The following is a 15,649-nucleotide window of genomic DNA, read 5'->3' as shown; positions in this document are numbered from 1 at the left end:
GCCACTTACAGCATCAGCCAGGAGCCGCCGACCAGCACCGCCAACACCAGCGCCGAGGTGACCACCCGGCCGGCGAGCATGCCGCTGACTTCGTTCGCCCCGGCCTGCAGGCTCTGCATCGGGCCGCGCAGGGCACCGCACAGGCTCAGGTGATCGCTGAGCGCCGAACGCTCGGTCGAAGAGATGTCCGCCGGGAGGCCCATGGAAGCGGTGTCCCAGCGGGGTGCGAGAGGGGAGGTGTTGGACATGGTGGGCGCCTTTGGTGAAAGAGAAACGGGGAGAGGTCGGGGCTGAAAGACGGTTGTACGGCGGCCGGGTTCGCGGGTCTGTGCGCCGTCGAACAGACCCGGTCCGCCAGAGCGCCTACCGTGAGTCACCCACACACAGGAGACCCTCATGAACCACCCCCGCCAACCAGCGCTTCGCAGCCCCGCCGCCCTCGGTGTCATGGCCCTGGCCGTGCTCACCCTGGCCGGTTGCGCCGCGCCCTACCCGGTGTACGAGCAGCCGGTGTCGCAGAACCCCGTCTACAACACGCCCAGCCAGCCCCAGCAACGGCCCGACTACCGCCGCCGCGACCGGGAGCGGCTGTATGAAGCCGACGTGACCTCGGTGCGCGCGGTCATGGGCCAGCAGCGCGAACAGCGTTGCTGGATCGAGCGCGAAGCCGTGGCACCGCAGCGCCAGCAGCCCAACGTGGGCGGCGCGATCATCGGCGGCGTCATCGGCGGCGTGCTGGGCCACCAGGTCGGCGGCGGGCGGGGCAAGGACATTGCCACCGCCGGCGGCGCGGTCGCGGGCGCGATCATCGGTTCCAACGTGGCCAACGACCGCTACGGCAACCCGGTGGCCACGCGCGACGTGCAGCGCTGCGACAACAACAACGTGAGCAGCGAGCCCGCGTACTGGGACGTGAGCTACCAGTTCCGCGGCGTCACGCACCACGTGCAGATGAGCTCGCCCCCCGGCCGCACCGTCACGGTCAACGGCGACGGCGAACCCCGGGAGTAAAGGCTCCCCCCGCAGCGCTTCGCGCTACCCCCCAGGGGGCGGCACTGGCCGTCCGGCGAAGCCGGCCCGGCGGTGCCCTGGGGTGGAGGCATCTCGCTCGGTGCGGGTGGATTTACTTGTTTGAACCGACGATCTCCACGCCAAAGCCGCGGTATCCGATGAGCGTGCAGCCGGCGTCGAACATGGGGGTGCCGCTCACGCGGTATTGCCGGCTCGTGCCGTCCTTCATGGCCCGGCTGAGCACCATGTCCAGGAACGGGCTGCGCGACGCGATGCGGGCCTGCAGCGTCTGGCGCTCGGCCTCGTTCCAGCCATCGCTGGCGGGAGCCCCTTCGTCGCCTTCGCCGTTCAAGGCATCCACCCCCAGACCCAGCATCTCCAGCACCGGCCCCGACACCTTGGTGAAGCGGCCCTGGCCGTCCTGCTCCCAGTACCAGTCGGTGGACAGCTCGGTCAGGGCGCGGTAGCGCGCCTCGCTCTCGCGCAGCTCGGTGGTGCGTTCCTGCACCACCTGCTCCAGGTACTGGTTGTGCCGCGCCAGTTGCCGGTGCAGCAGGCGCACCTCGATCAGGTTGTGGATGCGCGTCTGCACCTCGATCAGGTCGAAGGGTTTGCTCACAAAGTCCTTGGCCCCGGCCTGCAGGGCGCGCAGCTTGTGGTCGGGCTGCGCGGTGACCACCAGCACCGAGAGGTAGTCGCCCTCGGTGGCGCCGGCCTTCAGCACCTCCATCACCTGAAAACCGTCCATGCCGGGCATCTGCAGGTCGAGAAGGATCAGGTCGAACGGGGTTTTTCGGTGCATCGACGCCACGGCCCTCGGGTCCTGGGTGCTGGTCACCTGGGTGTAGCCGACGCGGTGCAGCAGGTCCTCCAGCAGGGCCACGTTGGCGGACTGGTCGTCCACGATCAGGATGCGCGCGTTGAGCATGTCTTGCGAGGTGAGGGTCATGCCGGTTCCTGCTGGATGGCGGGACCGCTGGTGTGCTGCGCGAACGCCAGGGCCGCGTCGAGTGCGTCCATGAGCTGGCTGACCTTGATGGGTTTGGTGAGGTAGTTGAAGAAGCCCGCGTCCAGACCCTTCTGGATGTCGCGCGGCACGGCGTTGGCGCTCAGCGCAATGACGGGGATGTGGGCGGTGGCCGGATCGGCGCGCAGGATCTTCATGGCCTCGATGCCGCTGATGCCGGGCAGGTTGATGTCCATCAGGATCACCTCGGGCTGGTACACGCGGGCGAACTCGATGCCCAGGCTGGCGTCGGCCGCGCCCAGCAGGCGCAGGTCGGTGCGCCGGCCGATGATCAGCTCGACCAGCTCCAGGTTCGCCGGGTTGTCTTCCACGTACAGCAGGGTGTGCAGCGGCGCGCCCGCTGGCGCGTCGGGGCGCGGTGCGTCGGTGGGCCCGGGCTCATGGCCGGCGAAGGCCGGCGTGGCGGTGAGCGTCATGTGAACCCAGAACACGCTGCCCACGCCGGGCGTGCTGTCCACGCCAATCTGGCCACCCATCAGGTGCACCAGGCGCTGCGTCACCACCAGGCCGATGCCCGTGCCCTCTTCGCCCCCGCTTTCCTGCCCCAGCCGGTTGAACGGCTGGAACAGCTGGGCCAGTTGCTCGGGGGTGAGCCCGGGGCCGGTGTCGCGCACGCTGATGCGGATCGCGTCGGGCGGGCTGAGCGAGCACTCCACCGTGACGTGCCCGCCCGGCTGGTTGTATTTGATGGCGTTGAACAGCAGGTTGATCAGCACCTGCTTGAGCCGCGTGCGGTCGGCCTTCACCCAGCGTGGCTGCTCCAGCCGCGTGAACACCATCGCGATGCCGCGCTGCTGCGCCTGCGGCTCCACCATGGCGCGGCACTCGGCCAGCACCTCGATGAGCGAGACCGGCTCGCCCGAGAGCGTGAGCTTGCCGCTCTCGATGAGCGTGAGGTCGAGGATTTCGTTGATCAGCTCCAGCAGGTACCAGCCGGCCTTGAGGATCTGGTCGATGCTGCGCTTCTGTGTGGGCGTGGGCACGGGTGTGCCCGATTCGACCAGCTGCGCAAAACCCAGGATGGCGTTGAGCGGCGTGCGCAGCTCGTGGCTCATGCTGGAGATGAAATCGGTCTTGGCGCGGTTGGCTTTGTCGGCGGCCGCCATGGCGTCGTTGAGCTGCAGCTCGCCGCGCTTGCGAACCGAGTTGTCGGTGCCGATCAGCAGGTAGCCGATGAGGTCACCGTAGTCGTCGCGCAGCGCGGTGATCGAGATCACGGCCGGGAAGCTGCTGCCGTCCTTGCAGATGTAGGTGAGCTCGTAGATGTCTTCGATGCCGCGCGAGGCCTTGAAGGCCAGGGCCTCGAAGCCCGGTGCGATCGGCGTGTCGAGTTCCACGCTCAGCGCCATGGCGCGCGCACGCACCTCCATCGGGTCGTGCATGTCGCTGGGGCGCACGCGGTTGATCACCTCGTCGGCGCGGTAGCCCAACATGCGCTCGGCCCCGACGTTGAAGAGCTGGATGATGCCCTTCTCGTCCGTCGCGATGATCGAAAAATTGGGGCTGTTGAGGATCGCGCTCTGCAACGCACCCGCCTTGAGCAGGGCGTTGCTGCGGCCGGTTTCGGCGGCATCGCTGCGGGGAGGGGTCTCTGACATCGGTACTTCCGTGAACGCCGCCCGATGGGGAGGCTGGTCTCCACCGTGCCAGCCCCCGTCCGCCCGGTCTGTGCGCTGCCGCACACAGAAGCCCTGACGACCTAGACCGGGTTGCGCCCGGTGATCACCCGCAGCACCACCATGGCGATGGCGATGACCAGCAGGACGTGGATGTACCCGCCCACGGTGGTCGCGGTGACCAGGCCCAGCAACCAGAGCACGAGCAGCACGGCGGCGATGGTGTAGATCATGGGAGGCCTGCTTTCAGCGTTGTTCAGCGTGGGGGCGAACGGGGGGTGGAACGGCGCCAGAGCCAGACCGCGCCCGCCGCCGCGGCCAGGGCGAGCACCGTCCCGGGGTGGCGGCGGACCAGGGCCAGGCCCTGGCGCAGCATCAGCGGGGACGGGGAGGCCACTGCGGGCGCGGGCACCACCACCGTCGCCGGGGCGGGTTCGGGGCGCAGCAGGCGCTGGACAAGCGCACCGGCCGCGAGCGACGCCGACGGGTGCTCGCGCAGGCCCTTGATCAAGGGCCACGCGGCGCTGGCGGCCCAGCCCATCAGCGACGGCCGGGCCCGTTCGGCGCGGTCTGCGGCCAGCCAGGCGGCCATGCGCTCGCGGTTGTGGGTCAGGCGAACGCTGGCCGGTCGCTCGACCGGGGGCACGGCCGCCGGGTCGGGTGGGGGGAGGCGGTGCAACGGGTTCATGGCGCGCCCGGCGTGCGCAGCAACGCCAGGTCCTGGCCCATCTGCCCGCGCAGGCGCTCCATCGAACCGCTCGGGGCCTGCGCATGGGCCAGCAGCCAGGCCCACACCCCGAGGCCGGCGGGCACCACGGGGGTCAACCAGAACAGCCAGGGCGAACGGATGCCGGCCTCGGGCAACGACGCCCACAGCAGCAACGCCACGCCGGCCAGCGTGAAGGCCACCAGCAGGCAGGCGGCCCCCGCCAGCTGCAGGGCCAGACGCCGTTGCAGGCACCGACCGCTCAGCTGCAGCTCCTCGGACACGAGGCTGGCGTAGGCCGCCGCGTGCTCCGCCAGCCACAGGGGCTGCGCCGCGGCGAGGCGAAACACGGGGTGGATCACGGCCGCGCCTCGGCGGTCAGCGGCCGGTGCCGCTGTGGCGACTGAACAGGGCCACCAGGCCCATGAGCGTGGCGCCCACGGCGGCGGCGATGAGCACCGATTTCACCGGCTCGTGCTGGATGTAGGTCGTGGTCGCGTCTTTGACGTGCATCGACTTTTCACGCAGCAGGTGCGCGCGTTCGCGGACCGCTTCCATGCCGTCGTGCGCGAGCGCCTCGGTGTGCTGGGCGAACTGCTTGATCGCGGCCCCCGACTGGTTCCGGGCGACGGTCAGGCCTTCCTGGGCGGAGCGCACGGCGTGTTCGGTCCCTTGGGCGACCGCACTGGCCAGCGTGGAGGCGTCATCGCCCAGGTGTTTGAAGTTGTCGTTGGTGGTGTTCATGGGAATGCCTTTGAAAGGGGGGTGGGGTGGCGATGAGCGGGCGGGTGCCCGATCACTTCAGGCGCATGTCGTTCTTGACCGTGCGCACGCCGCTCACGGCACGCGTGACCTGGATCGCGCGATCGATGTCGGCCTGGCTGCCCACAAAGCCGCTGAGCTGGACCGCGCCCTTGAAGGTTTCCACGTTGATCTCGGCGGACTTCAGCGTGTCTTCCTTGAAGATCGCGGCCTTCACCTTGGCGGTGATCGCCGTGTCGTCCACGTACTGGCCGGTGCTTTCCTTGGTGGTCGAGGAAGCGCAGCCACCGATGAAGGTGAAAGCGGCGGCGGCGAGCAGCAGGAAGGAGAAGCGTTGTGTGAGTTTCATGGTGGGCTTTCTGTGAAGAAGGGAACGGGCAGCGCGGCCAGGGGCCACGCCTCAGGAGGGTTCAGCGATCTGTCCATCGCCGATGCCTTCACAGTAGGGCCCGCGCCACAAAACGTCTGTGCGCTGCCGCACCTTGAGAAGAGCGCAGGAGGTGAGCGCGCCGGCCACCGTCCCGGAGCGCGATCCACCACGAATGAAATGTCCCAGCCCAGGGCACCGCCGGGCCGGCTTTGCCGGACGGCCAGTGCCGCCCCCTGGGGGGTAGCGCGAAGCGCTGCGGGGGGTTACTTCTTCACCGGCTGCCCGTCGCTCATGACACTGCCCGGGTACAGCACCACGATCTCGCCCGCCGTCAGGCCCTCTTTCACCCAGGCCGCCTCCGCGTTGCGGTCGCGGACCTGCACGGGGCGCGCGCGCGCTTTGCCGGCCTCCACCACGAACACGCGCCAGCGCTCGCCGTCGCGCACCAGCGCGGCGCTCGGCACCAGCAGGGCGTCGGCCTGCGACGACACGGTGATGTGCGCATCGACGCGAAACCCGTCGCCCAGCCGCGCGGCCTCCCCCACCGGGGACGGCAGCGCCACCACCACGTTCACCCGCTGCTCTTCGATGCCCAGCGCCGAGACCTTGGTGAACGCCATCGGCTCCACGCGCACCACCTGCCCCGACAGCGCCGGGGCACCGCTGCCGGTGGACAGCCGCACGGGCGCGCCGGGCCGCACCTGCCGCACCTCGCCCGAGAGCACGTCGATCACCGCCTCCATCTCGGCCGTGTCGCCGACCACCAGCAGCGGCGCGCCGGCCGTGACCGGGCCTTCGCTGTCCAGGTGCAGCTTGAGCACCTGGCCGTTCACCGGGCTCTTGATCTGCCACAAGCCGGCGGGCTGAGCGGCCGCGGGCGCGGCCAGGCTGAGCCCGGCGCGCGCTTCGGCCAGCGCGAAGTCGGCCATGGCCTGCTCGGCCCGCGCGGCGTTCAGCGCCTGCTGCGCGGCCTGGCGGGCGAGCTCGGCCTGGTCGCGCGCCGAGGGCGCGATGAACTGCTCTTTCGCGAGCTGGGCGGCGCGGCTGGCTTCGAGCGTGGCGAGCGACAGCGCGGTCTGCGCGCGCTGCACCTGCGCGGCGGCGGCGCGGCGCGCGGCCTCGGCGCTGCCCACGCGCTGCTGCATCACGCTGCGTGTGCGCGCGTCGATCATCTGCGGCGCCACCGGCTGCAGCGTGGCCACCACCTCGCCCGCCTTCACCGTGTCGCCCACCTGGAGCGTGGGGCGCAGCAGCTGCGCCGACGTGGGCGCGGTGACCACGTAGCGGTGCTTCAGCCGCAGCTGCCCGTCTTCTTCGATGGCCTGCTCGAAGGTGCCGGTGGCGACCGTGGCCACCTCGACCCGCAGCGGGCGCGGCCGGTACACCGCGACCACCAGACCCACGGCGGCCACCCCCAGCAGCCCCCACCACAGCCAGCGACGGGACTTCGAAGCGTTGGAAGCCTTGTTCTTGTCGTTCATTCGCGCACCTTCAATACGGACACCAGGTCCAGTTGGTCGATCTTTCGCCGCACCAGCAAGGCGCTGGCCACACCGGCGGCGAGCACGATGAGGGCCGCCGAGGCGTAGGTGGACGGTTCGATCACGACGGGGAAATCGATGCTGTCCGACGACATCAGCCGCATCATCAGCGAGGCCAGCCCCCAGCCCGCGAGCCCGCCCACGGGCAGCGCCAGCAGCAGCTCGGCGCCCAGCTCGGCCAGCAGCAGCACCGAGACCTCGGCCCGCGTCATGCCCAGCACGCGCAGGCTCGCCAGCTCCCAGGCGCGCTCGGAGAGCGAGATGCGCGCCGCGTTGTAGATGATGCCCACCGCCATCGCGACCGCAAACAGCGTGAGGATGCCGCTGAAGATGCCCATGTTGCGCGAGGTGGTCTTGTCGAACGCGGCCATGGAGCCGGCCTTGTCGAACACCGAGTTGATCATGGGCGCGGCCTTCACCGCGCCCCAGAAGGCGTCCATCGCCAGCGGGTCGACCTGCAGCGCCGCGTCGGCCACGCCGTCGCCGTCGCGCGCGATCCGGTTCATGGCGTCGAGGTTCATGTAGAGCTGCTGCCCGAACATGGTGTGCACCACGTCCACCACCACCACCGGCACCCGGGTCTGGCTCCAGAGCCGGAACTGCAGTTCGACGCGGTCGCCCACGCGCGCGCCCAGCTCCCTGGCGAGCAGCGCGCTCAGCACCACGCCATGCGCCGGCAGCGCCACCGCGCCGCGCTGTTCGTCGACCACGCGCATGAGCCGGGCGTCGCCGCGAAACCCCAGCAGGGCCGTGTCCACGGTGCGCCCGCCCAGGCCCACGCGCACGGGCTCGGTGCGGTAGGGCTCGGCGTCGATCACGCCGGGCAGGCGCTGCAGGTCCTGCACCACGCCCACCGGCACCGGGCGGCGGAAGTTCACCAGCACGTCGCCCTGCTGCACCTGGCGGAACTGCACGTCCACGATGTGCGCGATGGCGTCGAGCCAGAACGCGCCCGAGATCTGCAGCGCCACCGCCAGCGCGATGCCGGTCACGGTGAAGGCCGCGCGCAGCGGGCGGCGCTCGACGTTGCGGATCACCATCATCGCGCCGGTGCTGACCCAGCGCCCCAGGCCCAGGCGCTCGGCCAGCGTGCGCTGGTAGCTCGGTGGCGACGGCGGCTGCATGGCCTGCGCCGGGCTCAGGCGCACCACCGCGCGGATCGCGGTCCAGGTGCCGGCCGCGGCCGCGGCGCAGGCGATGAACACCGAAGCCACCACGAGCCAGACCGTGGTCACGTAACGCAGCCCGTTGAAGCGGAACACCTCGTCGTAGAGCAGCAGCATGCCGCGCCCGATGGCCTCGCTCAGGGCCAGCCCCACCAGCAGGCCCAGCCCGGCGATGGCCAGCGCGAGCTGGATGTAGTGCCACGCGATCGCGCCGTCCCGGTAGCCCAGCGCCTTGAGCGCCGCGATCTGGCTGCGCTGCGTGGCGACCTGCCGGCTCAGCACCACGTTGAGGATGAACATGGCCACGGCGAGAAAGATGGCCGGCAGCACCGTGCCCATGACCTTGAGTTGCGCGAGTTCGTCACTGACGATCTTGGCCGAGAGCTGCTTGTCGCGCCCCACCGAACCGATGGCGCCATAGGGTTCGAGCAGGCGGTCCACCCGCAGCAGCACCGGCGCCACCGGGGCCCCGGCATCGAGCCGCAGCGAGGCCAGGTTGAACGCGCCCTGCATGTCGAAGGCCTGCGTCATGCGCGCGCCGTCGATCCACCAGATGCCGAACGAGGTGTCGTCGGGCGCGCCGCCCTGCGAGGCGAACACGTACTCGGGCGAGGCCGCCGTGCCCACCAGGTGCACGGCCTCGCGCTTGCCGTTGAGGATGGCGTGCACCGTGTCGCCGGGGTTCAGGCCGCGCGCCGCCGCAAAACGGTCGCTCACCAGGGCTTCAAGCGCGCCATCGCGCTCAGGCCAGCGCCCGCGCTTCAAGGTGAGCGCGTTCAGGCCCTGGCGCCCGGCGTGCACGCGCGAGAGGTCGAGCCCGATGAACCGCCCCGTCACGGGCGGCAGCACACCGGGCAGGTCGATCTGCGCGTCGAACACCACGTCGAGCTTCACCTCGGCCACGCCGGGCAAGGCGGCCAGGCGCTCGCGCAGGTGCACCGGCGCGCGCTTGACGTTCGCGAACACGTCGGCCAGCCGGTTGTCGCGGTAGAAGGCGTCGCGCGAACCCTGGAGCGACTCGTGCACCGAGAACATGCCCACGAAACCGGCCACGCCGATGGCCACGACCATGGCGATGGTGGCCACCTGCGCGCGCAGCCGCGTGAGGTCGCGCCAGAGCTTGATGTGCAGGGCTTTCACAGCGGGCTCACCAGCGCAGCGTGGCCGCCGCGACCTTCTGCGGGTTGATGCGGGTCTCGACGATGCGCCCGTCGGCCAGGCGCAGCACGCGGTCGGCCAGCTCGGCGATGGGCGCGTTGTGGGTGATGACGATGGTGGTGGTGCCCAGCTCGCGGTTCACCTGCTCGATGGCCTGCAAGACCATCACGCCGGTGGCGCAGTCGAGCGCGCCGGTGGGTTCGTCGCACAGCAGCACCGCGGGGCGTTTGGCGATGGCCCGGGCGATCGCCACGCGCTGCTGCTCGCCGCCCGAGAGCTGCGACACGAAGTGGTCCAGGCGCTCGGCCAGCCCCACCAGCGCCAGCGCGTCTTCGGGCCGCATCGGGTCGTCGGCGAGGTCGGTCACCAGCGCCACGTTTTCGCGCGCGGTGAGGCTGGGGATCAGGTTGTAGAACTGGAACACGAAGCCCACGTGCTCGCGCCGGTAGCGCGTGAGTTCGGCGTCGCCGGCGCCGGTGAGCTCGTGCGCCTGGCCCTGGTGGGTCCAGCGCGCCGTGCCGCTGCTGGCGCTGTCCAGGCCACCCAGGATGTTGAGCAGGGTCGACTTGCCGCTGCCCGAGGCCCCGAGCAGCACCACAAATTCACCGCGCACCACGTCCAAGTCCACGCCGCGCAGGGCGTGCACGGCGGTCGCGCCTTCGCCATAGACCTTGGTGAGGCCTCGGGCCACGAAGACCGGTTCAACATCGGGGGCGGGTTGGGGCATGGGAACGGGCAGGGCAAAGGATCGAACGGTCAGGCACCGCGCACGGCGCTGCATGCGGCCAGTGTTTCAAAGCACGGTGCCGCCTGCACTGACCTGTGTCAAGCCCGGATCGGACTCCTGTCCTTGTAGCACCAGGCCGACAGCGGGTCTGTGCGCTGGACCGGCCGCACACCCGCGAGGCGGTTCGTCCACACCCGTGTGCGGTGTTGCACGCCCGCTCTGGACTGCGCTCCCTGCCTTTCAGCGCCCGGTGGCCCAACAATGCGGGCTTGCCCCCACGCCCGCGGCCCACCACAAGCCAGGCCGCGAGCCCCACCCCACCGATGCGACCCATCGAAGGAAACCCATGTTCACCGACCTGCAACGGCTGCTCGACGCCCTCCGGAACCGGCCACCCACCGCCGACACCCGCGCTTCAGCGACCGGCCTGCACCTGGCGCGCAGCGCCCTGCTGCGCAGCGTGCACGACTGCAGCGGCGTGCACGCCCAGCACCTGCACCACCGCATCCGCCTGGCCGGCAGCCAACGGGAACTCTGGGCCCTGCGCGCGGACGCCTACAACGTCATCGCCCGGGACCATTGCCAGTCGATCGCGGCCGATCGCATCCACGACATGGGCCACCTCTTTGACGACGGGGTCGTCCGGAACGGGTCGCGGTCTCGGTGGCACCGCAGCGGCGCGGGGCGCTGACGCGCCCGCGCCGGGTTCACTTCCAGAGTTCTTTCACGCGCGCATCGCGTCCGCACGACAGCCGGTAGAAGTTGTAGCGCAGCTCGTTCTTCTTGTAATAGTCCTGGTGGTAGGCCTCGGCCAGGTGGAAGGCGCTGGCGGGCGCGAGCTCGGTGTGGATGGTCTTGAAACGGCCACTCTTCAACAGCGCGTCGCGGCTGGCCTCGGCCACCTGGCGCTCCGCCTCGCTGCCCCAGTAGATGCCGCTGCGGTACTGCGTGCCGACGTCGCAGAACTGCCGGTCCTTGACCGTGGGGTCGATGTGGCGCCAGAAGTACTCGACCAGTTGCGCGTAACTCACCTTGGCGGGGTCGTAGATCACGCGCACGGCTTCGGTGTGCCCGGTGCGGCCCTTGCTGACCTGTTCGTAGGTCGGATCAGGGGTTTTGCCGGCGGTGTAGCCCGACTCGACCTCCACCACGCCAGGCAGTTTTTCAAAGTCCTTCTCGATGCACCAGAAACAGCCGCCAGCGAACACGGCGGTGGCCGTGGCGGCATGGCTGAGCGAGGTGGTAGACAGCAGCAGCGCCGCCATCAGGGACAGGAGGGTGCGTGTGGGGTTCATGGTGTCTTTCAAAGGGCGTTCTCATGCGGGATGGCAACCCGGACGCCTGCAACGGTGCGGCCCAAGGCACCGCCGGGCCGGCTTTGCCGGACGGCCAGTGCCGTCCCCCTCCCGCCGAAGGCGAGAGAGGGGGGTGACGCGAAGCGGCGCGGGGGGGCTTCACTTCACTTGCGCACGGGTGGCAGGGCCTGACCCTGGGGCACGAAGGCCAGCGCCACGCCGTTGTTGCAATAGCGTTTGCCGGTGGGTTGGGGTCCGTCGCTGAACACATGGCCCTGGTGCCCGCCGCAGCGCGCGCAGTGGTACTCGGTGCGTGGGAAGAAGGCCTTGTAGTCGGTGGAGGTGCCCAGCGCCCCGGCCAGCGGCTGCCAGAAGCTGGGCCAGCCGGTGCCGCTCTCGTATTTGTGCGCGGCGTCGAACAGCGGCAGCTGGCACGCGGCGCACACAAAGGTGCCCGGGCGCTTTTCGCCGTTGAGCGGGCTGGTGCCGGCGCGCTCGGTGCCGTGCTCGAACAGCACGCCGTAAGCCGCGGGCGACACCAGGGCCTTCCACTCCGCCGCCGTCTTGTTCAAGGGAAACGGCGGTGCGGCCAGGGTGGTGGCGGGCAGCGACAGGCCGGCCAGCCAGCCGGTGAAATGCTTCAACATGGTGCGTCTGTCCATCACAGTGTCCTTGCGAGGTGTCCGGGGGGCGGTGCGCCAGACGGCGCCGCTCATCGGCCCGGAGACAGGTGGGTCGTCCGGGCAGCCACATCCTTACAGCAAACGGCCAACAACGCCCTGCCGCCCGGTACAACGCCTGGCGCACACGCGGTCTTGGCCCGGGTCAATGGCCCCGCCGGGCGGAGGGCCGTTGCCATCGGTGACGAAGCCACCCATAATGCTGCACTGCACCATGGCCAATTCCACCGCACCATTGCAACTCGGCCTTGAGGACCTCCTCGGGGACATGGTCCATGCGCGCCGCAACGGCGACATGGGACGGCTGGCCCTGCTGGCCTACTGCGAAGTGCGCCGCTGGGCGCGCCAGGCGGGTGAAAACGGCCTGGCCGACCGCTCCACCGCCCTGATCACCCGCCACCCCCACGCCAGCCGCGACCAGTTCATGGAACAGATCGACGGGCTGATCAACGAACTCGAAGAAGCCCACACCCGGGTGGTGAGCCAGCAACTGCCGATGTGACGCGGCTCACAGGGTGGGCGTTGCGCCAAGCCTGGGCCGCTATGAGCCAGCAACGGACTTCCACTCCCGGAAAAACCGGATGCGTTCGGCGTGGTCCGGGTGGCTGGCGATCGAGATCGGCAGGACATCGCCGCCCTCCTCCGCCGCGTCGTGGTCGGCATCGGCATCGGCATCGGCATCGCATTGCCGCTCCTCGGCCTGGATGCGCTCGAAAAACACCACCATCTCTGCCGGAGCGATGCCCCCGGCGTGCAGCATCTCGGCCGCATGGGCATCGGCCTCGCGCTCGGCGTCGCGGCTGTAGGACTGGGTCACCAGGGTGGCCGGCACCGTGGCGAGGAAGCTGCTCGCGTCGCCCAGCACGACGCCGATCAGCGCGCTGACCAGGCTGGAGCGCACCAGCATGTCGAGCCCGTGGCGGTGCTGCACGTGGCCGAGTTCGTGCGCCAGCACGCCCACGAGGGCGTCGGGCCGGTCTTCCAGCATCTTCACCAGGTCGTCGGTCATGACGATGGCGCCGCCCGGCAGGGCAAAGGCGTTGGCCCCCAGGATCTCGCTTTTGTGGAAGGCGAGGTTCCAGGGCGGCGCATCGCCCTCGGGGTGGCTGGCCTTCACCACGGCCGCGAAGCGCTGGCGCAGCGCGTCCTGCTGTCTCTGGGGCAGCTCGCTCGGCGTCAGAAAGATCGACTGGAGCTGCGACATGCTGGCCTCGCCGATGCGCTCTTCCAGCGACGGTGGCACCAAGTGGGCCAGGGTGCTGCTGAGCCAGGGCACGCCCCAGACCCAGGCCGCCGCCAGAAACGCCACGGTGCCGGCCATCGCCACCAGCGTCGCGCGCCAGCTCTGCATCCAGCCCACGACCACGCCCTCCCGGTGCCCCTGGGCCCGCCACCAGGCGTCCCACTCGGCGGCGTCGGCGTGCTGGATCAGGCTGCCGTCGGGCAGCTCGGTCTGGCGCTGCCCATGGGTGCGGCGCTCGGGCCAGCGCACCCGGGCCAGCGGGTAGCGGTGCTCGACGGCGCCATCCTGCGTGCGCAGGAGCAGTTCACCGCCGTCGATGCGCAGGGTCACGGCCTGAGGCCGGGGGCTGCGTCCGTCGAACCAACGGGTGATCAGGGTTGCGGCCATGCCGTCCATCACAGGCCCATGTCGATGCCGAAGAAGTCACCCGCCGCGTCGCCGATCACCCCCACAGGTTGCTGCAGCGAGTCGCTCACCCACCGGTCCACGTCGCCGTCCACCTGGACGCTCATGGCTTCGAGGCGGATGCGCGCGGAGCGCACTTTGGCGAAAGGCCAGTACAGCCCGAGCGTGAGGGCGATCAGCACCCAGTTGACGATGTTCACGCGCATGAGCGGCGCGAGTCTGAGCTGGCTGGTGAAGCGGATGTGGGTGCTGTGCGTGTTCGACCAGAGCAGGTTCTGGAAGCGCGAGGTCATGTAGGAGCCCACGATCAGCGGCAAGAGCACGTAGACCATGGCGAGCACCGCGCCCGCGCCCACCATGAGCAGCACTCCGGCACCCTCGTCCAGGTTGCTGAGGTCGCCCAGGCTGGCCATGCCCAGCGCCGCCATCGCCCCCACCAGCACCCCCATCACCGTGCCCAGCCCCATCATCACCAGCAGGGAGACGCCGGTGATCTTGATGGACAGGCCGTAGAAGCGTTTGGCGCCGGCGGTGAAGGTGGTGCGTTCCTGGGCAAAGGCATAGCCGCCGTGCTGGTAGGCCTTGATGCGCGCCCACAACCAGGGCACCAGCAGCGTGAAACCCAGCACTACCAGCCCCACGGTGATCGCGGCCTGCTGGGCCGCCTCTTCGGAGACCGCCTCGGGGTCGCTCATGTCGGGCATCAGCAGTGCCAACGCCAGCGCGGGAATGAAGAAGGGCAGCATGGCGACGTAAGCCGACTTCAGGTCGCCCACGAAGGCCAGCCGCACGCCGCGCCAGCTGGTGTTGCGCAGGCGGAACTGCAGCGACGCGCGCCACAGCGCCGGCCACAGCGCCGCAAACACGAGCAGGGCCACCCACGACAGGGTGGGCATGAAGTTGGACACCGCCGAGTAGCCCACGCCCAGCACCAGCACCAGCAGGTAGCCGCGAAACATCTTCCAGGAATCGGCGTGAAAGCCCAGCGGGTCGCCGCCAACCAGCGTGTTGTTCTGGAAATAGGCCATGCGACGCGCGCGGGCGAACGGCAGGTACAGGGTCAACGTCACCAGGGTGAGCAAGAGGTTGACGATCCAGATGCGGAAGTACTCGCTGCCCGAGCCGGTGAAGCGGATGTCCAGCGTCTGCGGACCGGGTGGCGACACCGGGTCCAGCGTCAAGCGCTCGGTTTCTGCGAATTCGTCTGACGGTTCCATGCCCTGCCCTTTTTTGTGTGCGGATGTAAGCGGGAAATGCTACCACCGGCACCGGGCGCCTTGAGGCATGGAACAGGCGAAAACCGGCACACTCGACCCATGAGCACCGCATCCGCCACCGAACGCCCCAAGTCGTCCACGCCCACCTCGCTGGGCGGGCTGCGCCCCTTCATGCGGCCCTACCGGCTGCAGATCGGGCTGGCCATCCTGTTCCTGATGCTCGCCGCCGCCGCCACCCTGCTGTTTCCCTGGGCGCTGCGTCACCTGATCGACGGCGGGCTGGTGGAACCGGGCCGCGGCGATCAGACCATGGCGCTGCGAGGGCACTTTGTGCAGCTGTTCGGCGTGGCGGTGCTGCTCGGCATCTCGTCGGCCGTGCGCTTCTATTTCGTGAGCTGGATCGGCGAGCGCGTCACGGCCGACCTGCGCAATGCGGTGTACAGCCACGTGCTGCGCCAGAGCCCGCAATTCTTCGAAACCACGCAGACCGGCGAGGTGCTCTCGCGCCTGACCACCGACACCACGCTGGTGCAGACCGTGGTGGGCTCGTCGCTCTCCATGGGCTTGCGCAACGCGGTGACCGGCATCGGCGCGCTGATCATGCTGGTGTGGACCAACCCCTACGTGATGCTGCAGGTGTCGCTGATCATCGGGCTGGTGGTGCTGCCGAGCATGTGGTTTGGCCGGCGCGTGCGCAAGCTCTCGCGCGCCAGCCAGGACCGCGT

19 protein-coding genes are annotated in these 15,649 nt (G+C 69.8%); 4 read left to right on the top strand and 15 right to left on the bottom strand.

Features of this window, described 5'->3' with window-relative positions; genetic code table 11:
- Positions 1-5: 5 nt before the first annotated feature.
- A complete protein-coding gene (locus tag IV088_RS21550; RefSeq protein ID WP_291106044.1) occupies positions 6-248 on the bottom strand; it encodes a hypothetical protein in 243 nt (80 codons plus the stop codon).
- Positions 249-396: 148 nt separating this feature from the next.
- On the opposite strand from IV088_RS21550, the gene IV088_RS21545 reads away from it, so the two are divergent.
- Positions 397-1,011 carry a glycine zipper 2TM domain-containing protein gene (locus IV088_RS21545; RefSeq protein WP_291106042.1) on the top strand — a complete coding sequence of 205 codons (615 nt, stop codon included), beginning with the start codon at positions 397-399 and terminating at the stop codon, positions 1,009-1,011.
- Positions 1,012-1,123: 112 nt separating this feature from the next.
- On the opposite strand, the gene IV088_RS21540 is transcribed toward IV088_RS21545, so the two are convergent.
- The 10 genes from IV088_RS21540 to IV088_RS21495 all read right to left on the bottom strand — a co-directional run bounded on the left by IV088_RS21540 (position 1,124) and on the right by IV088_RS21495 (position 10,084).
- Positions 1,124-1,960: a response regulator gene (locus tag IV088_RS21540; protein WP_291106040.1), complete on the bottom strand. Its 837-nt coding sequence runs from the start codon at positions 1,958-1,960 to the stop codon at positions 1,124-1,126.
- The gene (locus IV088_RS21535) at positions 1,957-3,636 is read right to left on the bottom strand and encodes an ATP-binding protein (RefSeq protein WP_291106038.1); all 1,680 of its coding nucleotides are present in this window, start codon (positions 3,634-3,636) and stop codon (positions 1,957-1,959) included. Before IV088_RS21535 ends, IV088_RS21540 begins: the two co-directional genes overlap by 4 nt.
- A 101-nt stretch (positions 3,637-3,737) precedes the next feature.
- On the bottom strand, positions 3,738-3,887 hold the full coding sequence (locus tag IV088_RS21530) for a lmo0937 family membrane protein (protein WP_291106037.1): 150 nt from the start codon (positions 3,885-3,887) through the stop codon (positions 3,738-3,740).
- Between the two features lie 23 nt (positions 3,888-3,910).
- On the bottom strand, positions 3,911-4,342 hold the full coding sequence (locus IV088_RS21525; RefSeq protein WP_291106036.1) for a hypothetical protein: 432 nt from the start codon (positions 4,340-4,342) through the stop codon (positions 3,911-3,913).
- The gene (locus tag IV088_RS21520) at positions 4,339-4,722 is read right to left on the bottom strand and encodes a hypothetical protein (protein WP_291106034.1); all 384 of its coding nucleotides are present in this window, start codon (positions 4,720-4,722) and stop codon (positions 4,339-4,341) included. Before IV088_RS21520 ends, IV088_RS21525 begins: the two co-directional genes overlap by 4 nt.
- Positions 4,723-4,738: 16 nt before the next feature.
- Positions 4,739-5,104, bottom strand: a complete 366-nt coding sequence (locus IV088_RS21515) for a hypothetical protein (protein ID WP_291106032.1) — start codon at positions 5,102-5,104, stop codon at positions 4,739-4,741.
- Positions 5,105-5,156: 52 nt separating this feature from the next.
- The gene (locus IV088_RS21510) at positions 5,157-5,471 is read right to left on the bottom strand and encodes a BON domain-containing protein (protein ID WP_291106030.1); all 315 of its coding nucleotides are present in this window, start codon (positions 5,469-5,471) and stop codon (positions 5,157-5,159) included.
- Positions 5,472-5,755: 284 nt separating this feature from the next.
- On the bottom strand, positions 5,756-6,973 hold the full coding sequence (locus tag IV088_RS21505; RefSeq protein ID WP_291106028.1) for an HlyD family efflux transporter periplasmic adaptor subunit: 1,218 nt from the start codon (positions 6,971-6,973) through the stop codon (positions 5,756-5,758).
- The gene (locus IV088_RS21500) at positions 6,970-9,339 is read right to left on the bottom strand and encodes an ABC transporter permease (protein WP_291106027.1); all 2,370 of its coding nucleotides are present in this window, start codon (positions 9,337-9,339) and stop codon (positions 6,970-6,972) included. The genes IV088_RS21505 and IV088_RS21500 overlap by 4 nt, the downstream gene beginning before the upstream one ends.
- Before the next feature lie 7 nt (positions 9,340-9,346).
- Complete coding sequence (locus tag IV088_RS21495) at positions 9,347-10,084, bottom strand: ABC transporter ATP-binding protein (RefSeq protein WP_291106025.1); 738 nt, start codon at positions 10,082-10,084, stop codon at positions 9,347-9,349.
- 346 nt (positions 10,085-10,430) lie between these two features.
- Between IV088_RS21495 and IV088_RS21490 the strand changes: the two genes are divergently transcribed.
- The gene (locus IV088_RS21490; RefSeq protein WP_291106023.1) at positions 10,431-10,775 is read left to right on the top strand and encodes a hypothetical protein; all 345 of its coding nucleotides are present in this window, start codon (positions 10,431-10,433) and stop codon (positions 10,773-10,775) included.
- A 16-nt stretch (positions 10,776-10,791) separates the two neighbouring features.
- Here IV088_RS21490 and msrA read toward each other — a convergent pair whose 3' ends face one another.
- Together msrA and msrB are read right to left on the bottom strand one after the other, a co-directional pair.
- A complete protein-coding gene (gene msrA / locus IV088_RS21485; RefSeq protein ID WP_291106022.1) occupies positions 10,792-11,379 on the bottom strand; it encodes a peptide-methionine (S)-S-oxide reductase MsrA in 588 nt (195 codons plus the stop codon).
- Positions 11,380-11,543: 164 nt separating this feature from the next.
- Complete coding sequence (gene msrB, locus IV088_RS21480; RefSeq protein WP_291106020.1) at positions 11,544-12,041, bottom strand: peptide-methionine (R)-S-oxide reductase MsrB; 498 nt, start codon at positions 12,039-12,041, stop codon at positions 11,544-11,546.
- Between the two features lie 232 nt (positions 12,042-12,273).
- On the opposite strand from msrB, the gene IV088_RS21475 reads away from it, so the two are divergent.
- Positions 12,274-12,561 (top strand): hypothetical protein, encoded by a 288-nt coding sequence (locus tag IV088_RS21475; protein ID WP_291106019.1) that lies wholly within the window; start codon positions 12,274-12,276, stop codon positions 12,559-12,561.
- A 39-nt stretch (positions 12,562-12,600) separates the two neighbouring features.
- Here IV088_RS21475 and IV088_RS21470 read toward each other — a convergent pair whose 3' ends face one another.
- A complete protein-coding gene (locus IV088_RS21470; protein ID WP_291106018.1) occupies positions 12,601-13,689 on the bottom strand; it encodes a M48 family metallopeptidase in 1,089 nt (362 codons plus the stop codon).
- A gap of 8 nt (positions 13,690-13,697) precedes the next feature.
- Positions 13,698-14,924 carry a YjgN family protein gene (locus IV088_RS21465; RefSeq protein ID WP_291106016.1) on the bottom strand — a complete coding sequence of 409 codons (1,227 nt, stop codon included), beginning with the start codon at positions 14,922-14,924 and terminating at the stop codon, positions 13,698-13,700.
- Positions 14,925-15,023: 99 nt separating this feature from the next.
- Here IV088_RS21465 and IV088_RS21460 point away from each other — a divergent pair.
- A partial coding sequence (locus tag IV088_RS21460) for an ABC transporter transmembrane domain-containing protein (protein ID WP_291106014.1) occupies positions 15,024-15,649 on the top strand: 626 nt, incomplete at its 3' end.

It is taken from the genome of Hydrogenophaga sp., assembly GCF_018780075.1.
GTDB lineage: Bacteria > Pseudomonadota > Gammaproteobacteria > Burkholderiales > Burkholderiaceae_C > Hydrogenophaga.
This window is presented reverse-complemented; position numbering and strand designations above follow the sequence as displayed.

Coding starts and splice junctions, on each gene's coding strand:
- IV088_RS21550 (WP_291106044.1), bottom strand. CDS start 248: ATGTCCAACACCTCCCCTCTCGCACCCCGCTGGGACACCGCTTCCATG.
- IV088_RS21545 (WP_291106042.1), top strand. CDS start 397: ATGAACCACCCCCGCCAACCAGCGCTTCGCAGCCCCGCCGCCCTCGGT.
- IV088_RS21540 (WP_291106040.1), bottom strand. CDS start 1,960: ATGACCCTCACCTCGCAAGACATGCTCAACGCGCGCATCCTGATCGTG.
- IV088_RS21535 (WP_291106038.1), bottom strand. CDS start 3,636: ATGTCAGAGACCCCTCCCCGCAGCGATGCCGCCGAAACCGGCCGCAGC.
- IV088_RS21530 (WP_291106037.1), bottom strand. CDS start 3,887: ATGATCTACACCATCGCCGCCGTGCTGCTCGTGCTCTGGTTGCTGGGC.
- IV088_RS21525 (WP_291106036.1), bottom strand. CDS start 4,342: ATGAACCCGTTGCACCGCCTCCCCCCACCCGACCCGGCGGCCGTGCCC.
- IV088_RS21515 (WP_291106032.1), bottom strand. CDS start 5,104: ATGAACACCACCAACGACAACTTCAAACACCTGGGCGATGACGCCTCC.
- IV088_RS21510 (WP_291106030.1), bottom strand. CDS start 5,471: ATGAAACTCACACAACGCTTCTCCTTCCTGCTGCTCGCCGCCGCCGCT.
- IV088_RS21505 (WP_291106028.1), bottom strand. CDS start 6,973: ATGAACGACAAGAACAAGGCTTCCAACGCTTCGAAGTCCCGTCGCTGG.
- IV088_RS21495 (WP_291106025.1), bottom strand. CDS start 10,084: ATGCCCCAACCCGCCCCCGATGTTGAACCGGTCTTCGTGGCCCGAGGC.
- IV088_RS21490 (WP_291106023.1), top strand. CDS start 10,431: ATGTTCACCGACCTGCAACGGCTGCTCGACGCCCTCCGGAACCGGCCA.
- msrA (WP_291106022.1), bottom strand. CDS start 11,379: ATGAACCCCACACGCACCCTCCTGTCCCTGATGGCGGCGCTGCTGCTG.
- msrB (WP_291106020.1), bottom strand. CDS start 12,041: ATGGACAGACGCACCATGTTGAAGCATTTCACCGGCTGGCTGGCCGGC.
- IV088_RS21475 (WP_291106019.1), top strand. CDS start 12,274: ATGGCCAATTCCACCGCACCATTGCAACTCGGCCTTGAGGACCTCCTC.
- IV088_RS21470 (WP_291106018.1), bottom strand. CDS start 13,689: ATGGCCGCAACCCTGATCACCCGTTGGTTCGACGGACGCAGCCCCCGG.
- IV088_RS21465 (WP_291106016.1), bottom strand. CDS start 14,924: ATGGAACCGTCAGACGAATTCGCAGAAACCGAGCGCTTGACGCTGGAC.